18 protein-coding genes are annotated in these 17,711 nt (G+C 73.4%); 10 read left to right on the top strand and 8 right to left on the bottom strand.

Annotated elements, in window-relative coordinates; all coding sequences use genetic code 11:
• Positions 1–18: 18 nt before the first annotated feature.
• A complete protein-coding gene (locus tag AB0H75_RS36725) occupies positions 19–1,392 on the top strand; it encodes an FAD-binding oxidoreductase (RefSeq protein ID WP_367804261.1) in 1,374 nt (457 codons plus the stop codon).
• Positions 1,393–1,401: 9 nt separating this feature from the next.
• On the opposite strand, the gene AB0H75_RS36720 is transcribed toward AB0H75_RS36725, so the two are convergent.
• The 3 genes from AB0H75_RS36720 to AB0H75_RS36710 all read right to left on the bottom strand — a co-directional run bounded on the left by AB0H75_RS36720 (position 1,402) and on the right by AB0H75_RS36710 (position 4,600).
• Positions 1,402–2,799 (bottom strand): PLP-dependent aminotransferase family protein, encoded by a 1,398-nt coding sequence (locus AB0H75_RS36720; RefSeq protein WP_367804260.1) that lies wholly within the window; start codon positions 2,797–2,799, stop codon positions 1,402–1,404.
• Positions 2,800–2,882: 83 nt separating this feature from the next.
• Entirely contained in the window at positions 2,883–3,539 is a 657-nt protein-coding gene (locus AB0H75_RS36715) for a response regulator (protein WP_367804344.1), read from the bottom strand.
• Positions 3,530–4,600 carry a histidine kinase gene (locus tag AB0H75_RS36710; RefSeq protein ID WP_367804259.1) on the bottom strand — a complete coding sequence of 357 codons (1,071 nt, stop codon included), beginning with the start codon at positions 4,598–4,600 and terminating at the stop codon, positions 3,530–3,532. Before AB0H75_RS36710 ends, AB0H75_RS36715 begins: the two co-directional genes overlap by 10 nt.
• A gap of 164 nt (positions 4,601–4,764) precedes the next feature.
• Between AB0H75_RS36710 and AB0H75_RS36705 the strand changes: the two genes are divergently transcribed.
• The 3 genes from AB0H75_RS36705 (at position 4,765) to AB0H75_RS36695 (ending at position 7,096) form a co-directional block, all read left to right on the top strand.
• On the top strand, positions 4,765–5,034 hold the full coding sequence (locus AB0H75_RS36705; RefSeq protein ID WP_367804258.1) for a hypothetical protein: 270 nt from the start codon (positions 4,765–4,767) through the stop codon (positions 5,032–5,034).
• Between the two features lie 71 nt (positions 5,035–5,105).
• On the top strand, positions 5,106–5,624 hold the full coding sequence (locus AB0H75_RS36700) for a CBS domain-containing protein (protein ID WP_367804257.1): 519 nt from the start codon (positions 5,106–5,108) through the stop codon (positions 5,622–5,624).
• Positions 5,625–5,809: 185 nt separating this feature from the next.
• Positions 5,810–7,096, top strand: coding sequence for an SLC13 family permease (locus AB0H75_RS36695; protein ID WP_367804256.1), 1,287 nt, complete (start codon positions 5,810–5,812; stop codon positions 7,094–7,096).
• Here AB0H75_RS36695 and AB0H75_RS36690 read toward each other — a convergent pair.
• The gene (locus AB0H75_RS36690; protein WP_367804255.1) at positions 7,093–7,977 is read right to left on the bottom strand and encodes a LysR family transcriptional regulator; all 885 of its coding nucleotides are present in this window, start codon (positions 7,975–7,977) and stop codon (positions 7,093–7,095) included. The genes AB0H75_RS36695 and AB0H75_RS36690 overlap by 4 nt on opposite strands.
• A 150-nt stretch (positions 7,978–8,127) precedes the next feature.
• On the opposite strand from AB0H75_RS36690, the gene AB0H75_RS36685 reads away from it, so the two are divergent.
• Complete coding sequence (locus AB0H75_RS36685) at positions 8,128–9,012, top strand: aldo/keto reductase family oxidoreductase (protein WP_367804254.1); 885 nt, start codon at positions 8,128–8,130, stop codon at positions 9,010–9,012.
• A 9-nt stretch (positions 9,013–9,021) separates the two neighbouring features.
• Entirely contained in the window at positions 9,022–9,519 is a 498-nt protein-coding gene (locus AB0H75_RS36680) for an NUDIX hydrolase (protein ID WP_367804253.1), read from the top strand.
• On the opposite strand, the gene AB0H75_RS36675 is transcribed toward AB0H75_RS36680, so the two are convergent.
• The 3 genes from AB0H75_RS36675 to AB0H75_RS36665 form a co-directional block, all read right to left on the bottom strand.
• Positions 9,495–10,190, bottom strand: a complete 696-nt coding sequence (locus AB0H75_RS36675; RefSeq protein ID WP_367804252.1) for a flavin reductase family protein — start codon at positions 10,188–10,190, stop codon at positions 9,495–9,497. The two genes, AB0H75_RS36680 and AB0H75_RS36675, sit on opposite strands and share 25 nt — an antisense overlap.
• 87 nt (positions 10,191–10,277) lie before the next feature.
• Positions 10,278–12,107 carry a trypsin-like peptidase domain-containing protein gene (locus AB0H75_RS36670; protein ID WP_367804251.1) on the bottom strand — a complete coding sequence of 610 codons (1,830 nt, stop codon included), beginning with the start codon at positions 12,105–12,107 and terminating at the stop codon, positions 10,278–10,280.
• A 120-nt stretch (positions 12,108–12,227) separates the two neighbouring features.
• Positions 12,228–12,887 (bottom strand): TetR/AcrR family transcriptional regulator, encoded by a 660-nt coding sequence (locus tag AB0H75_RS36665; RefSeq protein ID WP_367804250.1) that lies wholly within the window; start codon positions 12,885–12,887, stop codon positions 12,228–12,230.
• Between the two features lie 145 nt (positions 12,888–13,032).
• On the opposite strand from AB0H75_RS36665, the gene AB0H75_RS36660 reads away from it, so the two are divergent.
• Genes AB0H75_RS36660 through AB0H75_RS36650 form a run of 3 tightly spaced genes read left to right on the top strand, consistent with a single transcriptional unit; the run spans position 13,033 to position 15,676 of the window.
• Complete coding sequence (locus AB0H75_RS36660) at positions 13,033–14,202, top strand: NAD(P)/FAD-dependent oxidoreductase (RefSeq protein ID WP_367804249.1); 1,170 nt, start codon at positions 13,033–13,035, stop codon at positions 14,200–14,202.
• A 37-nt stretch (positions 14,203–14,239) separates the two neighbouring features.
• On the top strand, positions 14,240–15,451 hold the full coding sequence (locus AB0H75_RS36655; RefSeq protein ID WP_367804248.1) for a cytochrome P450: 1,212 nt from the start codon (positions 14,240–14,242) through the stop codon (positions 15,449–15,451).
• Between the two features lie 30 nt (positions 15,452–15,481).
• The gene (locus tag AB0H75_RS36650) at positions 15,482–15,676 is read left to right on the top strand and encodes a ferredoxin (RefSeq protein WP_367804247.1); all 195 of its coding nucleotides are present in this window, start codon (positions 15,482–15,484) and stop codon (positions 15,674–15,676) included.
• A 42-nt stretch (positions 15,677–15,718) separates the two neighbouring features.
• Here AB0H75_RS36650 and AB0H75_RS36645 read toward each other — a convergent pair whose 3' ends face one another.
• Positions 15,719–16,576 (bottom strand): SDR family NAD(P)-dependent oxidoreductase, encoded by an 858-nt coding sequence (locus tag AB0H75_RS36645; protein ID WP_367804246.1) that lies wholly within the window; start codon positions 16,574–16,576, stop codon positions 15,719–15,721.
• Positions 16,577–16,749: 173 nt separating this feature from the next.
• Between AB0H75_RS36645 and AB0H75_RS36640 the strand changes: the two genes are divergently transcribed.
• The gene (locus AB0H75_RS36640) at positions 16,750–17,643 is read left to right on the top strand and encodes an RNA polymerase sigma-70 factor (RefSeq protein ID WP_367804245.1); all 894 of its coding nucleotides are present in this window, start codon (positions 16,750–16,752) and stop codon (positions 17,641–17,643) included.
• Positions 17,644–17,711 lie beyond the last annotated feature (68 nt).

Genomic DNA, 17,711 nt, shown 5'->3' with positions numbered 1-17,711 from the left:
CCTGTCAGGCTGAGTGGCATGACAACGACAGCGACCCGATTCCGCGGCCAGGTCCTCACGCCCGGCGACGCCGGCTACGACACCGCCCGTACCGTCTGGAACGCCATGATCGACCGGCGTCCACGCATGATCGTCCGCGCGGCGGGTGTCGCCGACGTGGTCGCCGCCGTCCGGATGGGCCGGGAGCTGGACCTGGAGATCGGCGTGCGCTGCGGCGGCCACAACGCCGCCGGCTTCGCCGTGCCCGACGGCGGCCTGATGATCGACCTGACGCCCATGGGCGGCGTCCGGGTGGACCCGGCCCGTCGCCGGGCCCGGGTGCAGGGCGGTGCGCTGCTCGGCGCGCTGGACCGGGCGTCCCAGGCGTACGGTCTCGCCACCACCGCCGGCAACGTCTCCCACACCGGCGTCGGCGGGCTCACGCTCGGCGGCGGCATGGGCTGGCTGGCCCGCCAGTACGGCCTGGCCTGCGACAACGTCGTCTCCTACACGGTGGTCACCGCCGAGGGCGACGTGCTGACCGCGAGCCGTACCGAGAACCCCGACCTGTTCTGGGGGTTGCGCGGCGGAGGCGGCAACTTCGGCATCGTGACCGAGTTCGAGTTCGAGCTGCACCACACCGGCACGCGGACGCTGGTCGCCGAGTTCGACTACCGCGCCGAGGACGCCGTCCCGGTGATGGAGGGCTGGCGCGACCTGAACGCCGCCGCGCCCCGGCAGGCGACGTTCACCGCCAGTGTCAGCAGCGCTCCCTCCGGCCCGATCGCCACGCTGGGGTTCGTGTGGGTCGGCGACCCGGCCGAGGGGCGCCTGCTGCTCCCCGCGATGCGGGCGCTCGGGCGTCCCGTCGCCTCCCGCGTCACCACACCGTCCTACCTCGAACTGCAACGACGCGAGGACTCCACCGGCGGTCACGCCTACCGCCGCTACGCCAAGGGGCACTACCTGCGGAGCCTGCCCACCGCCGCGATCGAGGCGTTCCTGCTGCGCGGCGGCCGGGACCTGAGCGCGAGCCCGGACCTGCCGGGCGTCGGCCTGCAGGCGCACGGCGGCGCGATCGCCGACGTCCCGGACGCGGACGCGGCGTTCAGCCATCGCGGCACGATGTTCGAGTTCGGTGCCGGCTCCCGCTGGAACGACCCGGCCGAGGATGACGCCAGGACGGGTGCCGCCCGCGCCGCCGGCGCCTCGCTCGAACCGTACGCCAGCGGCGTCTACGTCAACTCGCTGACGGCCGACGAGCTGGCCGATGGGCGGCGCGGCGTGCGGCGGGCGTACTCGGCCGCGAAGCTGGTCCGGCTGACCGCGGTGAAGACCGCCTACGACCCGGCGAACGTGTTCCACCTGAACCAGAACATCCGTCCGGCCCAGGACGTCCGCCCGGCGCCGTGACGGGCCGCGTCAGGATCCGCGTACCTCCCGGACGGCCGCCGCCAGCAGCGCGACCCCCTCGGCGATGGCGCTCTCGCCGAGGACGGCGTAGCCGAAGATCAGGCCACCAGGTCCGGCACCCGCGATGCGGTACGGCCCGACGCCCTGGATGCCGAGCCCGTGCCGGGCGGCTGCCGCCACCACCGCCGCCTCGTCGAGGTCGGGCGGGAGCCAGGCGACCACGTGCTGCCCGGCGGCGATCCCGGCCGGTCGCAGATCCGGCAGGTGGGTGCGCAACGCCTCCAGCAGCGCGTCGCGGCGGCGCCGGTACACCGGGCGCATCCGGCGCAGGTGACGGTCGAACTCGCCGCGGCCGAGAAAGTCGGCGAACGTCAGCTGGTCGATGACCGGCGAGCCGCGATCGGCGAGCAGCTTGGCCGCGGTGACCTCGGCGACCAGCTGCGGAGGCACCACCATCCAGCCGAGCCGCAACCCCGGCGCGAGCGTCTTGCTGGCCGTGCCGCAGTAGACGACGTGATCGGGCGCCAGGCCCTGCATGGCACCCACCGGGGACCGGTCGTAGCGGTATTCCGCGTCGTAGTCGTCCTCGACCACGATCGCGCCGCGGCGCCTCGCCCAGCGGATCACCTCGGCCCTCGCCGCCGCCGACAACACCCCTCCGGTCGGCCACTGGTGCGACGGGGTGAGGACCAGCGCGTCGGCGTCGGCCCGGTCGAGGGCGGCGACCTGAACACCGTCCGGGCCGACCGGGATGGCGACCACGTCCAGGCCCGCGGCCCCGGCCAGCACCCGGGCGTCGTCGACGGACGACGGGTCCTCCAGGGCGATCCGGGTGGCGCCGCGCCGCGCGAGCACCTGGATCAGCAGCGAGATGCCCTGCCCGTAGCCGTTGCAGACGACCACGTGGCCGGGGACGGCCAGCGTGCCGCGCACCCGGTTGAGGTACTCGCACAGGGCCTGGTGCAGTTCGGGCACGCCGCGCCCGTCGAGGTAGGCGAACCGGTCATTGGGAGTGGTGGTGAGCACGGTACGGACCGAGCGCAGCCAGGCGGCCCGCGGGAACTGCGACACGTCGGTGCGCCCGTACCCGAAGTCGACCCTGGAACCGGCGCCGGGGGCGGCCGGCCGCACCGTCGAAGCCGCTGAGCGCGGGTCGGCGGGCGGCGGCGCCGACGCGGCGACCTGGGTGTAACCGCCGGATCGGCTGGCGAGGTAGCCCTCGGCCACGAGCTGCTGGTAGGCCTCCACGATCACCCCGCGGGAGACCCCGAGCCCGGCCGCGAGGGTGCGGGTGGGCGGCAGCGACGCGCCCGCCCGCAACCGGCCGGCCCGGATGCTCGCGCGGATGGACGCCTCGACCTGGCGGTGCAGCGGCACCCCGGCGTCGCGGTCCAGTTCGATGAGCAAGTCCTCGGCCGGCCCGGAATTGGTCCTCGATCGCCCCACAGGACCGGACCTTACGGGCGTGTACCGATTCCCGCCAAGGGGTCCTAGGGCTCGACCAGGCCGGCGCGGATGGCGTACCTGGTCAGCTCCAGGCGGTCGCGCATGCCGAGCTTCTGCAGGATGTTCGCCCGGTGCCGGTCGACCGTCTTCACGCTGATGAACAGCGTCTCGGCGATCTCCTTGGCCGAGTTGCCCTCCGCGATCAGCTTGACGATCTCCTCCTCGCGCGGCGTCAGGATGCTCTCGGGGATGCGCTCGCCCTCCTTGTCCCGCTGCAGGTAGTCGCGGATGAGCGCGGTGACCGCGCCCGGGTAGAGGAACGGCTCCCCGCGCATGGTGGCCCGGCACGCCTCCAGCAGGTCCTGGTCGGCGACCGACTTGAGCACGTAACCGGACGCCCCGACCTTGAGCGACTCGAAGAAGTACTGCTCGTTGTCGTACATCGACAGGATCAGGATGCGGATGCCGGGCGCCTTGCGGGAGATCTCTCTGGCCGCCTGCAGCCCGGTCATCCGCGGCATCGCGATGTCGAGGATGGCCAGGTCCACCTCGTCCTCCGAGGCCGCCGCCACCGCCTCGGCGCCGTCGGCGGCCTCGGCGACCACCTCCAGGTCGGGCTCGGCGTCGAGGATCAGCCGCAGCCCCCGGCGGACGAGCGCGTGGTCGTCGGCGAGCAGGATCCGGGTCTTGTTCACGGGGATGTGCTCCGATTCGCGAGGTCCGGGAGGTCCGGGAGGCCCGGGAGGTCCCGGAGATCCGGGAGGTCCGGGATGACGAGGCTGACGCGGGTGCCCCGGCCCGGCGGCGAGTCGATGCTCAGCCGGGCGCCGATGAGCAGGGCGCGCTCGCGCATGCCCCGGATCCCGGCGCCGTCCTGCCGCGCGCCGCCCTCGCCGTCGTCGGCGACGCGCAGCACCAGGCGGCCGTCCTCGGCCGCGAGCGACAGCTCGGCGTGGCGGGCGCGGGCGTGCCTGGCGATGTTGGTCAGGCTCTCCTGCGCGATCCGGTACAACACCAGCTCGACGTCCGCGCCCAGGTCCGGGAGGTCGTGCTGGAGCGAGCGGGTCACCTGGACGCCGCTCGACCGCGCGACGTCGCTGGCCAGGGCGCTGAGCGCGGCGTGCAGGCCGAGGTCCTCCAGCACGCCCGGGCGCAGGCGGCGGGCGACCTGGCGTACCTCGTCCAGGCTCGCGCGTACGGTCTCCTGCACGCCGTGCAGCTCCTCGCGCAGGTCGGCGGGGGCGCGGTCCACCACGCGCTTGAGCCCGAGCAGCACCACCGTGAGGCTCTGGCCGACCTCGTCGTGCAGCTCCCTGGCGATGCGCTGCCGCTCGCCCTCCTGCGCGGCCAGCGCGTGGGCGCTGCTGGCGCTGCGCTCGGCCTCCAGGCGGTCCAGCATGGCGTTGAAGGTGTCGATCAGGTGGGCCAGGTCGCGGTTGCCGCCGCCGGGCAGCCGATCGCCGGTACGCAGCAGGTCCACCCGCTGCATCAGCGCGGTCAGCGCGTCCAGCGGGGCCAGGCTGCGGCGCAGCAGCAGCGCGTTGGCGGCCAGCATCACCGCCAGCCCCACCAGCAGGACCGGGACCTCCGCCCACACGACCGGGGCGGACACCGTGGCGGGGGAGACCGCGAGGACGAGCGTGCCCGCCGCGAACACCAGCCCGTTGATCACGACCAGCCGCCGGAACAGGGCCTGGGCGGGAGGGCGCGGCGAGGCCCCCGGCCCGTCCGCGCGGGGCCGCCGGTCGGCGCGATCGTTCATTCCCTCAGCCTGTTCGTCACCCGGTGCGGTTGTCCATACGGTCCGTCCCCCATCCGGAGGGGCGTCACTACATGTTCTCTTCCTGCCCAAATGGGTGCTGGACCCGATGGTCCCCGGGCGTGCCCGCCCGGAGACTGGAAGGGAGCCGGAGGGGAGACAGCGACATGGACGTCACGCGCACGACCGTGCCGGGCCGAGGCGCCCTGTACCACCTCGTCACCAGGAGGGGCCAGCGCTTCGGCCTGCTGGTGGAGGGGAACGGCCGGCGGCAGCTCGTCCACGACCCCGCCGACCTGGAGGTGTCGGCACGGGGCCTCGTCCTCGACCAGGACGAGGCCGACCAGCTCGCCGACCTGCTGCACAGCAGGCCCGTCCCCGACCGGCTGGCCGAGCTGGAACGCCGCGTCAGGCAGCTCGCCGAGGTGACGCGGTGACCTCGCCGGCGGCGGTCACCGGCCGCGCCGCCGGGCCGGACGCCGAACCGCACGTCGAACGGGATGGACTCATGCATGCCAGCGATATCGCCGTGAACCTGCCGACCGTGACCGCCGGCGACCCCGTCACCAAGGCCGTGCGGATCATGGCGCTGGGCCGGATGCCCGGCCTGATCGTCGTGGACGGCCGGGGCAGGCCGTCGAGCGTGCTGCCGGGGACGCAGGTGCTGCGCCTGGCGGTGCCGGGGGCGTACCAGGAGGACCCGGCGCTCTGCCGGACGATCGACGAGGAGCACGCCGACCTGTTCTGGGGCGAGCTGGGCGAGCTGAGCGTGGGCGACTGCCTGCCGGGCCGGCCCGCCACGCCCGCGACGGTGCCGCTCGACGCGACGCTGCTGGAGGTGGCGGCGCTCATGGCGCGGCTGCGCAGCCCGATCGTCGCGGTCGTCGGCGCGGACGGCGTGCTCGCCGGGGCGATCACCCTGGAGCGGCTGCTGACCAGCCTGGCCCTGTCCGGCCCCGACCTGTCCGGCCCCGACCTGTCCGGCCCTGACCTGTCCGGCCCCGACCCGGCCGGCTCCGGCGGCTGAGCCCCGCCCACCCCGGCCGACCACCCCTTCAGCCCTGTTCGTCAGGGCGTGCGCCACCGGCCACGCCCTGCTGCCGCATGCCCGCCATCGGACGCCGTCGAAAGGCCCGCCATGTTCCCCCGTCATCTGTGTCCTGACCAAGCCTGCTCGGCCGCCGTCGCCTCCGGGCCCCCGGGGCGGGCCGGATGAGCGCCCTCGCCGCACTGGCGATCTTCCTGGTGGCCTTCTTCCTCATCGCCACGGAGAAGGCCGACAAGGTCAAGGTGGTGCTCGTCGCCGCGGGGCTGATGGCCGTGCTCGGCCTGATCCCCGGCGCCGGAGTGTTCTTCTCCGAGCACGAGGGCATCGACTGGAACGTCATCTTCCTGCTGCTCGGGATGATGATCATCGTGGGCGTCATCAAGCAGACCGGCGTCTTCGACTTCCTCGCCATCTGGGCGGCCAAGAAGTCGAAGGGCCGGCCGTACCGGCTGATGGTCATGCTGATGGTGATCACCGCCGTGGCCTCGCCGTTCCTCGACAACGTCACCACGATCATGCTGGTCGCGCCGGTCACGATCGTGGTCTGCAACCGGCTGGGGATCGCCGCGCAGCCGTACCTGATCGCGGAGGTCCTCGCCTCCAACATCGGCGGCGCGGCCACGCTCATCGGCGACCCGCCCAACATCATCATCGGCAGCCGCGCCGGGCTGACCTTCAACGACTTCCTCGTGCACATGGCGCCGATCACGGTGGTGGTCTTCGCCGCGTTCGTGTTGTTCACCCGGGTGTTGTTCGGCAGGTCGTTCCAGTACAACGCCGACCGGGTGGCCGAGGTGATGGCGTTGCAGGAGCGGCGGGCCATCACCGACATGCGGCTGCTCGTGCGCTGCCTGGTCGTGCTGGGCGCGGTGGTGGCCGGGTTCGGGCTGCACGCGGTGGTGCACGTCGAGCCGTCGATCGTGGCGCTGGTGGGCGCCGGGGTGATGCTGCTGGTCTCCCGCGCGAACGTCGACGACGTGGTACGCGAGGTCGAGTGGCCCACGCTCGTGTTCTTCATGGGGCTGTTCGTCATGGTCGGCGGCCTCGTGCACACCGGCGTGATCGAGTCGATCGGCTCGTGGGCGCTGGAGACGCTGGGCGACAACTACTTCGTCGCCGCGACGGCCCTGCTGTTCGGCTCCGGCGCGCTGGGCGCCTTCTTCGACAACATCCCGTACGTCGCCACGACCGCCCCCATCGTCGAGGGCGTGGTCGCCGCGGCCACCGACCCGCAGGCCGGGCAGGCGCTGTGGTGGGCCTTCGCCCTGGGCGCCGACTTCGGCGGCAACGGCACCGCGGTCGCGGCCAGCGCCAACGTGGTGGCCCTCGGCATCGCCGCGCGCAACGGCCACAAGATCACCTTCTGGCAGTTCACCCGCTACGGGATCGTCGTCACCGTCCTGAGCATCCTGATGGCCTGGGTGTACGTCTGGCTGCGGTACTTCACCTAGGAAACGCCCGGGGACCCCGCCGCCCCGCCCGCCCGCAGCCGCCCGGCCGTCTCCACGAGCCCGGCCAGCGCTTCGGAGCGGGCGCCGGCGGGCCAGGCGAGCAGGGTCGTGACCGGAGGGGCGTCGAGGACGGGGACCGCGACGTGCTCAGGCCACTGCCAGGCGCGGCTGGAGGCCGGGATGACCAGCAGCGTCCGGCCGAGGGCGACGAGCTGGGCGAGCTGGGACTGGCTGCGGACCTCGGGCCCCGGGCCGGGCGGGTAGGTGTAGTCGTGGCGCGGCCACCGGGCGATCGGCAGGTCGGGGACGTCGCTCACCTCGGCCATCGTCAGGCTGGAGCGCCGGGCGAGCGGATGCGCCGCCGGCAGGATGGCGACCTGGCCCTCGGTCAGGATCTCCACGCTGTCGAGGCCGGTCATCACGTCGAACGGGGCGTGCATGATCGCCACGTCGGCGCGCCCGTCGCGCAGGAGCCGCCCCTGCTCGCCGAGCTCGCACAGCAGCACGTCGATCCCGACGGCTCCGGGCCGGGCGGCGTGGGCGTCGAGGAGCTCCTTCAGCAGCTCGTGGGAGGCGCCCGCCTTCGTGGTGAGCACCAGGGTGGAGCGCGCCGCCGCGGCCCGGCGGGTACGGCGGACGGCCGCGTCGACGGCGTCGAGCGCGAGCCGGGCCTGCGCCAGCATGACCTCGCCCGCGGGGGTGAGCGAGACCCCCCGGCGGTTGCGTTCCAGCAGCACGACCCCCAGCCGGCGCTCCAGCTGCTGGATGGCGCGGGACAGCGGCGGCTGTGCCATGCTCAGGCGCTCGGCGGCCCGGCCGAAGTGCCGCTCCTCGGCCACCGCCACGAAGTAGCGCAGCTCGCGCGTCTCCAGCCCGTCCACGGTCCCAGCGTACCGGTGATACCGGCGAGGTATCACAGGTGATCGAGCCGGTCTTGGACGGCGCTGCCGCCGCTGGCGCATCCTTTCCCAGGCGGGAAACAGCCGAGGAGCCGCCGGCTCCTCCTCCCGTACCGATGAAAGGACGAGAACGTGAGCACCACCTCTCCTGCCCTCCCCGGCGGCACCTGGACCCTGGGCGACCTGACCGTCACCCGGTTCGGCTACGGCGCCATGCAGCTCGCCGGGCCCGGGGTGATGGGTCCGCCCGCGGACCGCGAGGCGGCCCTCGCCGTCCTCCGCGAGGCCGTCGCCCTCGGGATCACGCACATCGACACCGCCGACGCCTACGGCCCGCGCGTCACCAACGAGCTGATCCGCGAGGCGCTGCACCCCTACCCCGGCTCGCTGCACGTGGTCACGAAGGTCGGCGCCACCCGGGACGCGGCGGGCGGCTGGCCGCCGGCCCGCGAGCCCGACCAGCTCCGCCGCGCGGTCGAGGACAACCTCGAAAGCCTCGGGCTCGACACGCTGGACCTGGTCCACCTGCGCCTCGGCGACGCCACGGGCCCCCGGCCCGGCTCGCTCGCCCGGGCCTTCGAAACGCTCGTCGAGCTGCAACGGCAGGGCCTGATCCGGCACCTCGGCGTCAGCAACGCGACGGCGGAGCAGGTCGCGGAGGCCCAGGCCATCGCGCCGATCGTGAGCGTGCAGAACATGTACAACCTCGCCCACCGCCACGACGACGAGCTGATCGACCGGCTCGCCGCCGAGAACGTGGCCTACGTGCCCTACTTCCCGCTCGGCGGCTTCAGCCCGCTCCAGTCCGAGGCGCTCTCGGCGGTGGCGGCCCGGCTGGACGCCACGCCGATCTCCGTCGCGCTGGCGTGGCTGCTGCGGCGCTCGCCGAACATCCTGCTGATCCCGGGCACCTCGTCCGTACGGCACCTGCGCGAGAACATCGCCGGCGCCGCGCTGCCGCTCGGTGACGAGGACCTGGCCGAGCTGGAGAAGATCGGCGGGTCCGGCACGCCCTAGAGTGGCCGGATGACCCGAGTGATCGTGACGACGAGCGTGCCCTGGATCCCGGTGGCACACCGCCTGGAGGTCATCCTCACCGGCGATCTGCCGCCCGCCGGGGCCACGACGTCGGCGTTCGCGTTCGTCTCCGACGGGCTCGGCAGGACCCTCATGACCTGCGTGGACCGGGCGGGCCGGGGCTGGGACATCCCCGGCGGCCACCTGGAGCCGGGCGAGAGCGCCCTGGAGGCGGCCGTGCGCGAGCTGCGCGAGGAGACCGGGCTGCGCCTGCCGGCCGCGGCGCTGTCCCCCTTCGCCTGGCAGCGCATCGAGCTGCTGGCCGAGCCGCCCGCCGGCTACCGGTACCCGTCGCTGGCCTACATGGCCATGTTCCGCGCCACCGTGCCGGGCCCCGGCGCTCCCGCCCGGCCGCCGGCCGGCTCCGAGAGCACCCGCGCCGCGTGGCTGCCGCGCGCCGAGATCGAGCGGCTGTGCCCGGATCACACCTGGCTGGCCCTGCTCTGAACGGTCCTGGCCCGATCCAGGTCGTCGCTGCGGTACATCCGCTCGGGGATGCCGGCCAGGGTGGACGGGTGCACCTGCGGCCCCAGCCCGTAGAACTTCTGGAAGCTCATGATCAGCGGCCGCCACGCGTCGGGGTCGATGTGGTCGTCCGTGCCGGCCAGCCTGATCTCCTCGTGCGCCCACACCCGCTGCACCCGCACCTCGAAGGCCAGCGTGCCGCCGTCCTCACCGATCGGGTGCACCGCCTCCACCACGGCCTCCATCGCCACCGGGCACTCGGCCACGCGCGGCGGCACCACCGTCTCGGACGGGACCGGGGTCAGCCCGGCCCGCCGGAACTTGTCCGCCACGTGCCGGTAGCCCCGCTCCCGCTTGCGCTCGGGCACCGGGTCCGCGCCGGTCGTCAGCGCCAGCCGGTCCACGGCGGGGGCCAGGGCGTCGGAGGGCAGGTTCAGCACGCACTCCCGGGTCCTGACCAGGTTCTGCGCGGTCCTGGCCCGCGCCCCGAGCCCCAGCAGGGCGCGCCAGCCCAGCCAGAAGGCGGATGACATGGGGGCCAGGTTCGGCGAGCCGTCCTCGTTGGCGGTGGAGATCAGGACGACGGGGGTGCCGAAGTAGAGGATGTTCGGCTCGATGCGGACGTGCTCGCCGACCGTGGTCATGTTGCTCATACGTCCCACTGTCGCCGCTCGTCACGGCGGGGCGCTGGCGGCCTTCGGACCTGTCATCCGCGCCCCCGCGCGCGAGCGGCGCCGGCGTCACCGCTGGTGGCCGTCGGGCGGCGGCGCGAACTGGCCGTAGCGGACGTTGCGGGTCGGGTCGCCGCCGTAGGGGTTGGCCTGGCCGTGCGGGGGCGGCACGGGCTGCCCGTACTGGCCGCCGGAGCCGTACTGGGGGCCCGAGCCGTACTGGGGGCCCGAGCCGTACTGGGGGCCCGAGCCGTACTGGGGGCCGGAGTCGTGGCGGCCGTCGGGCCCGTAGCCGTCGGGCCCGTAGCCGTTGGCGGGGGGCTGCCCGTAGCCGCCGTGCGCCGGCTGGACCGGCGGCGAGGCGTGTCCGGGGCGGGAGCCGGCGGGAAGCTGGTGCTGCTGCCACGGGGGCGGCGGCACCGCGCCGTAGGCGGGCGCCTGCGCGGGCGGCGCGTACGAACCGGCCGGACGCGAGCGCCGGCGCCGTCCCAGAACCCTGACCAGCACCACGGCCAGCACGAGCACCACCACCGCGCCGGCCGCGATCAGCACCCACAGCAGGACCGGCTTGGGCGACTCGTCCTTGCCCGCCGAGATCGCCGCCTGCGACTCGGTGATGTACTTGGCCACGTACGGGTGGTTCGGGAAGAGCGCCTGCACCTCGCGGAACTTCGGCAGCGCGTCCTCGTAGTAGTTGCGGAAGTAGTCGTTGAGCGCCTCGTTGTAGCGCGTCGTCGTCGTGGTCTGGGCGGGCTTGATGTTCTTCTCGCCGAGCTTCTCCTTGATGATGCTCACCGGGAGGACGAAGCTCTCGCTCTCGGACGCCTCGCCGCCCTCGCTCACCGTGCCCGCGATCAGCATGCCGATGACCTTGCCGTCCTTGCTGAACACCGGGCCGCCGGAGTTGCCGTGGTAGGACGGGGCCTGGGTCTGGATGTACGGCACGCCGGTCTGCGTGGTGCGCTTGGCGTTGTACGGGCCCTCGGTCATCGCCGGCTCCAGCTTGGACTCCAGGCTGAAGAAGGGCGTGTTCGTGACCAGGCCGGGGAAGCCGCTGATGTAGAGCGTGTCACCGGTACGCACGTCGGCGTCCTCGCCGAGCGGCACGGTCGGCAGGTTCTGCTGCCCGTTGACCTTGAGCAGCGCGAAGTCCTTGCCCGGGTAGCTCTCGCCGACCGAGACCAGCTCCGCGGGAACCGCCTTGGCGGTCTTGTCCACGCCGCCGCCGGGCAGGCTCTGCAGGACCGACAGGCTCTGCTTGAGGTCGCGCAGGCGCATGTGGGTGCTGTTGAAGGTGACGTAGATCTGCTGGGCGAGCTTGACGATCTCCTCGTCGGCCTCGATGCCCTGGAGACCCTTGATGATCTCCTTCGCGTCCTGCTCGTTGAACTTGGCCAGCGCCTGCCGGGCGAAGAGCTGGTTCAGCTCGGTGTCGCCGACCTGGACGCAGTGCGCGCCGGTCACCATGTAGCCGTCCGGGGTGACCCACCAGCCGGTGCACATGCCGCCGACCTCGGCCTCGACCGTACGTTCCGGGGTGGTCTCGGTCAGGTAGGCGTCCACGTCGGCGGCGATGCGCTGGAAGAGCCACTTGGCGATGCTGCGCTCGTCGGAGGCGATCTTGCCGTTCTGCACGGCGACGACGGCCTGCTGGGTCAGCTGCTGGAAGGCGCTCTCGTTGACCGTGCTGGTCGGGACCGCGACGGTGCCGGTGTAGGTGAAGCTGGTCAGCTGCACCGCGGGCTGCGTACGCGCGGCCAGCCAGGTGCCGACGGGCACGTCCGGCCGCTCGTCGGGCGTGTCGTCGGCCGCCGCGGGGGCCGCGGGCAGCGCGACCGCCAGGACGACCGCCGCACCCGCGGCGATCTTCGACAGAGTTGTCCTGAAATATCCGCTCACGAACGGCCATGCTGAGGTACCGCTCTTGTCCATGGCTTGGAGCCGACTTGGGAACGGGGCAAAGCCGTCACCAGTGGACGAAGGATACCGCTTGTTCGATCATGACGCCCACCCGCCGGGTCAGCCCTCCGGCTGCTCGGGCACCGGTTGCCCGGGCACCGCGACGACGCCGTAGAGGGCGTTGAAGAGCGGCCAGGTCAGCGCGGCCATCCTGGCGGGCGGCTCCGGGCACTCGCGCTGCAACCAGTCGGCCGCGATGCCGAAGATCGCCCCCGCCGTGAACGCCGCCGGCACGTCGTGCGGGATGTCGAGCGGGATCTCCGGCGGCTCGTCCGTCGCGGGGTCGAAGGCGTGGCGGACGCGGTGGTGCACGGCGGCGGTGAGGCGGCGCCGGATGTGGTCGGCCACCCGCGCGCTGCCCTGCGGGCCGAGCAGGCTGCGGTAGAGCCCGGCGTGCTCGGCCAGGCTGGCGAAGAACGCCTCCAGCGACCGGGTGGCCTCTCCCCGGGGGTCGGCCGAGCCGGGGCCCGGGGACGGCAGGGACCGGATCAGCCCGTCGATCATCGCGGTGCTGGCGACCTCGGCCAGCTCGTGCACGTCGCGGTAGTGGTCGTAGAAGGCGGTGCGGCTGACGCCGGCGCGCTCGGCCACGTCGGAGACGCTGATCCTGGGCAGCTCCCGCTCCTCGACGAGCTCCAGCAGGGCACGCGCGAGGGTCGCCTGGGTGCGGCGGACGCGCCGGTCTACGGACGAGGGCTTGCTGTCTTTCGTGGTGGCCACGTCCCAGAGTTTACGCTGGCTTACATCTGTCAGATAACTTGCAGTTGTAAGCTACTGTGGTCAGGGTCGGAACCCGGCGAGAGGATCGTGACAACGTGTGCGTGCGTGCGGCTCGAAGCTCCGTCCACGGCCAGGGGGCGGTCGCGTGGACGTTCTGATCGTCGGCGCGTCGGCCGCCGGGCTGAGCACCGCGGAGGCGCTGCGCAGGCTGGGCCACGAGGGCCGCCTCACGCTGCTGGACGCCGAGCTCCACCCGCCCTACGACCGGCCGCCGCTGTCGAAGCAGGTGCTGGCCGGGGCCTGGGAGCCGGAGCGCGCCCGGCTGCGCGCCCAGCCGCAGCTCGACGCCCTGGACGCGGAGTTCGTCCGGGGCGAGCGCGCCGTGGCGCTGGACGTCGCCGGGCGCGCGGTCACCACCGCCTCCGGCCGCGTGCTGCGCGGCGACGCCGTGGTCCTCGCCACCGGCCTGACCCCGCACCGGCTGCCCGGTCAGGACGACCTGGCGGGCGTGCACGTGCTGCGCAGCCTCGACGACGCCCTGACCCTGCGCGCCCACCTCACCCCCGGCACCCGGCTGGTGGTCGTCGGCGAGGGCGTGCTGGGCGGCGAGATCGCCGCCACCGCCCGCGGCCTCGGCCTGGAGGTCACCCTCGCCGGCCTGGGACGGGCCGTGCTCGGCGACCAGCTCGGCGAGCGGATCGCCGGCCTGCTCACCCGCACGCACGCCGAGCGCGGCGTCCGGCTGCGGCTCGGCGTCGCGGTGGAGGGGCTGACCGGCGCGGACGGGCGGGTCACCGGCGTCCGGTTGGCCACCGGCGAGCTGCTGCCCGCCGACGCCGTCGTGGTCGCCATCGGCTCCCGCCCGGCCACCGGTTGGCTGGCCGGCAGCGGGCTCGGCCTGGCCGACGGCGTGGAGTGCGACGCCCGCTGCCGCGCCGCCGAGGGCGTCTACGCGGTGGGCGACGTGGCCTCCTTCCACCACGAAGGGCTCGGCAGGCGGCTGCGGCTGGAGAACCGCACCAACGCCACCGAGCAGGCCCAGACGGTGGCGGCCAACCTCCTCGGCGCGGACCTCCCGTACACGCCGATCCCCTACTTCTGGACCGACCAGTACGACATCAAGATCCAGGCCCACGGCCTGCCGTCACCGGCGGCCGAGGTGACCGTCGCCGAGGGCGACCCGGAGCGGAACCGCTTCACCGCCCTCTACCGCGAGGGCGGCCGGGTCACCGGCGTGCTCGGCTGGAACATGCCCAAGCAGGCCCGCCTGCTGCGCCAGCAGGTCCTCGCCGGACAGCCGCTCGCGCCCGCGTGACGACGACCGTCCCAACCCCTTCCCAAGGAGACGCCTGATGACCGTGAACGAGCAGGTCCTGCCCTACCCGATCCCGAACGACGCGGCCCTGGAGCCGCCCGCCGAGTGGGCCGAGCTGCGCGGGAAGTGCCCGGTCGCGCACGTCGAGCTGCCCAGCGGCGACCGGGCCCGGCTGCTGACCCGCTACGAGGACGTCAAGGAGGTGCTGGCCGACCCGCGCTTCACCCGCCAGCTCAACGCGCCCGACGCGGCCCGGCTGTCGGCCGACGGCGGCGGGGTGTTCAGCAGCGAGATGGCGACGATCATCCCCGACGGCGGCGAGGAGCACCAGCACTGGCGGCGGCTGGTCAGCAAGTGGTTCACCGCCAAGCGGATGAACGCCCTGCGGCCCGCGATGGCCAGGATCGCCGAGGACCTCGTCGACGAGATGGTCGAGCGCGGCGCCCCCGGCGACCTGAAGGCGTCGCTGGGCTTCCCGCTGCCGGTGTACGTCATCTGCGACATGCTCGGCGTGCCCGCCGAGGACCGCGACCGCTTCTCGTACTGGTCGGACACCCTGCTCAACCTCACCCGCTACGAGCAGGCCGAGATCGAGGCCGCGCAGGCCGCGTTCTTCCAGTACATGTCCGACCTGCTGGCCGCCAAGCGCGCCGAGCCCGGCGAGGACCTGCTGAGCGAGCTGCTGGCGGCCGGCGGCCCCGAGGAGGGCGGGCTGAACGACCTGCAGATCCTGGTCACCGGCATGGCCCTGCTGGTCGCCGGGCACGAGACCACCGCCAACATGATCGGCAAGATGGTCTCCATGCTGCTCGCCGACCGCAGCCGCTGGGAGGCGCTGCTGGCCGACCCGTCGCTGATCCGCTCGACGGTCGAGGAGTCGCTGCGCCTGGACGCCAACTCCGGCTTCGGCCTGCCGCGCTACCTCAAGGAGGGCGCCGAGATCGGCGGCGAGGAGCTGCCCAAGGGCACCACGGTCATCTGCAGCATGGCCGCGGCCAACCGGGACGAGAGCGCGTTCGAGGCGGCCGGGACGTTCGACCCGGCCCGCAGCCCCAACCCGCACCTGGCCTTCGGCGCGGGCGCCCACTCCTGCCTGGGGCAGGCGCTGGCCCGCACCGAGCTGCAGGTCGTGCTGGAGGTGCTGCTGCGCAAGCTGCCCACGCTGGAGCTGGCCGTGCCGGTGGCGGAGCTGGAGCGGGTGGAGGGGCTGGCCGTCGGCGGGCTGCGTACCGTGCCGGTCCGCTGGTAGTCACCGATCCGGAAAAAGGAGGACAGCCTCATGAAGGTGACCGTCGACGAGGACAAGTGCTGCGGCGCGGGGTCGTGCGTGCTGATCGCGCCGGAGGTCTTCGACCAGCGCGACGAGGACGGCATCGTCGTCCTGCTGGAGCCCGAGCCGGGCGCGGACCGGCACGCCGCGGTCCGCGAGGCCGCCGCGGTCTGCCCGGCGCTCGCCATCGAGGTGAGCGAGTAACCCGCTCCCCCGGCCGTGCGGCCCGCGCGATCCTGCCCGGGGTCAGCGGGCCTCCTGGGCGGGGGCGAGGGTGCCCTGCGCCTCGGCCGACAGGTCCCGCCAGTCGGCCCAGGTCTTCAGCCGGTCGGCGTACGCCTGCTCGATCATCGGGTGGAAGCCCTGGCCGAACAGCACCCGCAGCGGCGGGTTGTCGGAGTCGACGAGCTTGAGCAGGGCCCGGGCGGCGGCGGCCGGGTCGCCGGCGGGCTGCCTGCCGGTGACCGCGCCGAGGCGCCGGCGCAGCTCGTCGTAGGCCGGGTCGGGCGTGGCCATGAACCCGTTGGCCAGCGGGTCGGGGTTCTTGCCGTCCCGGGTGGCGAAGCCGCCGGGCTCGATGATGGTCACCTTGATCCCGAACTCGGCGACCTCGCCGGCCAGCGCCTCGTTCAGGCCCTCCAGCGCCCACTTGGAGGCATGGTAGGCGCCGCCGAGCGGCATCGCGATGAGCCCGGCCGCCGACGAGAGCTGGACGATGTGCCCCGAGCGCTGCTCGCGCAGGTACGGCAGCGCGGCCTGGACCACCCACACCGCGCCGAACAGGTTGGTCTCCATCTGGTCGCGCAGCTCCCGCTCCGACAGCTCCTCGACCGCGCCGATCTGGGCGTAACCGGCGTTGTTCACGACGACGTCCAGGCGGCCGAAGTGCTCGGCGGCCCGCCGCACGCCCGCGAGGACGGCGGCCCTGTCGGTCACGTCCAGCTCCAGCGGCAGCACCGCCTCGCCGTACGCGACGGCCAGGTCGTCCAGGCTCGCGGCGGTGCGGGCGGTCGCGGCCACCCGGTCGCCCCGCGACAACGCGGCCTCGACGAAGTGGCGGCCGAGACCGCGCGACGAACCGGTGACGAACCAGACCTTGCTCATGATCTCTTCCGTTCTCCCTGGTAGGGCTTGTCCGAACAGAAGATGCCGGCGGCCCGGCTCCTGTGACACCCCGTTCCCGTGACACGCGTCACACCGGCGACCGGTGTCACAAAATCCCACTTTCCGCCATCTAGTGTGCAGAACACTCGAAACCTGACAGGCAGGAGCCACTCATGGCCGGCGGTACGGACCACGCCACCGACGCGTTCGTCGCCCACCGCAACCTGCTGTTCACGGTCGCCTACGAAATGCTCGGCTCGGCGGCCGACGCCGAGGACGTCCTCCAAGAGACCTGGCTGCGGTGGGCGGGCGTCGATCTCGGCGCGGTGCTGGACCCGCGCGCGTACCTGATCAAGATCACCACCCGGCAGGCGCTCACCCGGCTGCGCGCGCTCGGCCGGCGCAAGGAGTCCTACGTCGGCCCCTGGCTGCCCGAGCCGCTGCTGACCACGCCGGACGTGGCCGAGGACGTCGAGCTCGCCGAGAGCGTGTCGATGGCGCTCATGGTCGTCCTGGAGACGCTGGCGCCGACCGAACGCGCGGTCTTCGTCCTGCGCGAGGTCTTCGGCCTCGGCTACGACGAGATCGCGGCCACCGTCGGCAAGAGCCCCGCCGCCGTACGCCAGATCGCGCACCGCGCCCGCGGACACGTCGACGCCCGCCGCCCCCGCGGGGCGATCCCGCCGGGCGAGGCCCGCACGGTCCTGGAGTCGCTGCGCCGCGCCCTTGAGACCCGGGACCCGCAGGGCATGCTGGACGTGCTCGCCCCCGAGGTCGTCCTGGTGAGCGACGGCGGCGGCGTCAGGCGCGCCGCGACGCGGCCGATCGTCGGCGCCGAGAAGGTGGTCCGCTTCGTCACCGGCGGCGTCGGCAGGGCCGGGGTCGAGCTCACCGGCGAGCCCACCGTGGTCAACGGCAACCCGGCGCTCGTCCTCCGGGTGGACGGCGAGATCGACGGCGTCATAGCGGTCCGGATCGAGGACGCCCGCATCTCGGGCCTCTACTACGTGCGCAACCCGGACAAGCTCACCCGGGTCGGGACCGAGACGCCGCTTTCCCTGCGCTGAGCGCCGATCGCGGGCGGCGGCCGCCGGGAAACGAGGGGTGATTAGTCGGTTGTCGCCATGTTCGGCAC

Origin of the sequence: Nonomuraea sp. NPDC050783, from assembly GCF_040802095.1 — a bacterium.
In the GTDB taxonomy this organism is placed as follows: Bacteria; Actinomycetota; Actinomycetes; order Streptosporangiales; family Streptosporangiaceae; genus Nonomuraea.
The sequence above is the reverse complement of the archived record's forward strand: the minus strand, read 5'-3'. Positions and strand labels throughout refer to the sequence as shown.

Bases quoted from the DNA above. Each gene is read 5' to 3' on its own strand.
- AB0H75_RS36725 (WP_367804261.1), top strand. From the start codon at position 19: ATGACAACGACAGCGACCCGATTCCGCGGCCAGGTCCTCACGCCCGGC.
- AB0H75_RS36710 (WP_367804259.1), bottom strand. From the start codon at position 4,600: ATGAACGATCGCGCCGACCGGCGGCCCCGCGCGGACGGGCCGGGGGCC.
- AB0H75_RS36705 (WP_367804258.1), top strand. From the start codon at position 4,765: ATGGACGTCACGCGCACGACCGTGCCGGGCCGAGGCGCCCTGTACCAC.
- AB0H75_RS36700 (WP_367804257.1), top strand. From the start codon at position 5,106: ATGCATGCCAGCGATATCGCCGTGAACCTGCCGACCGTGACCGCCGGC.
- AB0H75_RS36695 (WP_367804256.1), top strand. From the start codon at position 5,810: ATGAGCGCCCTCGCCGCACTGGCGATCTTCCTGGTGGCCTTCTTCCTC.
- AB0H75_RS36680 (WP_367804253.1), top strand. From the start codon at position 9,022: ATGACCCGAGTGATCGTGACGACGAGCGTGCCCTGGATCCCGGTGGCA.
- AB0H75_RS36675 (WP_367804252.1), bottom strand. From the start codon at position 10,190: ATGAGCAACATGACCACGGTCGGCGAGCACGTCCGCATCGAGCCGAAC.
- AB0H75_RS36655 (WP_367804248.1), top strand. From the start codon at position 14,240: ATGACCGTGAACGAGCAGGTCCTGCCCTACCCGATCCCGAACGACGCG.
- AB0H75_RS36650 (WP_367804247.1), top strand. From the start codon at position 15,482: ATGAAGGTGACCGTCGACGAGGACAAGTGCTGCGGCGCGGGGTCGTGC.
- AB0H75_RS36645 (WP_367804246.1), bottom strand. From the start codon at position 16,576: ATGAGCAAGGTCTGGTTCGTCACCGGTTCGTCGCGCGGTCTCGGCCGC.
- AB0H75_RS36640 (WP_367804245.1), top strand. From the start codon at position 16,750: ATGGCCGGCGGTACGGACCACGCCACCGACGCGTTCGTCGCCCACCGC.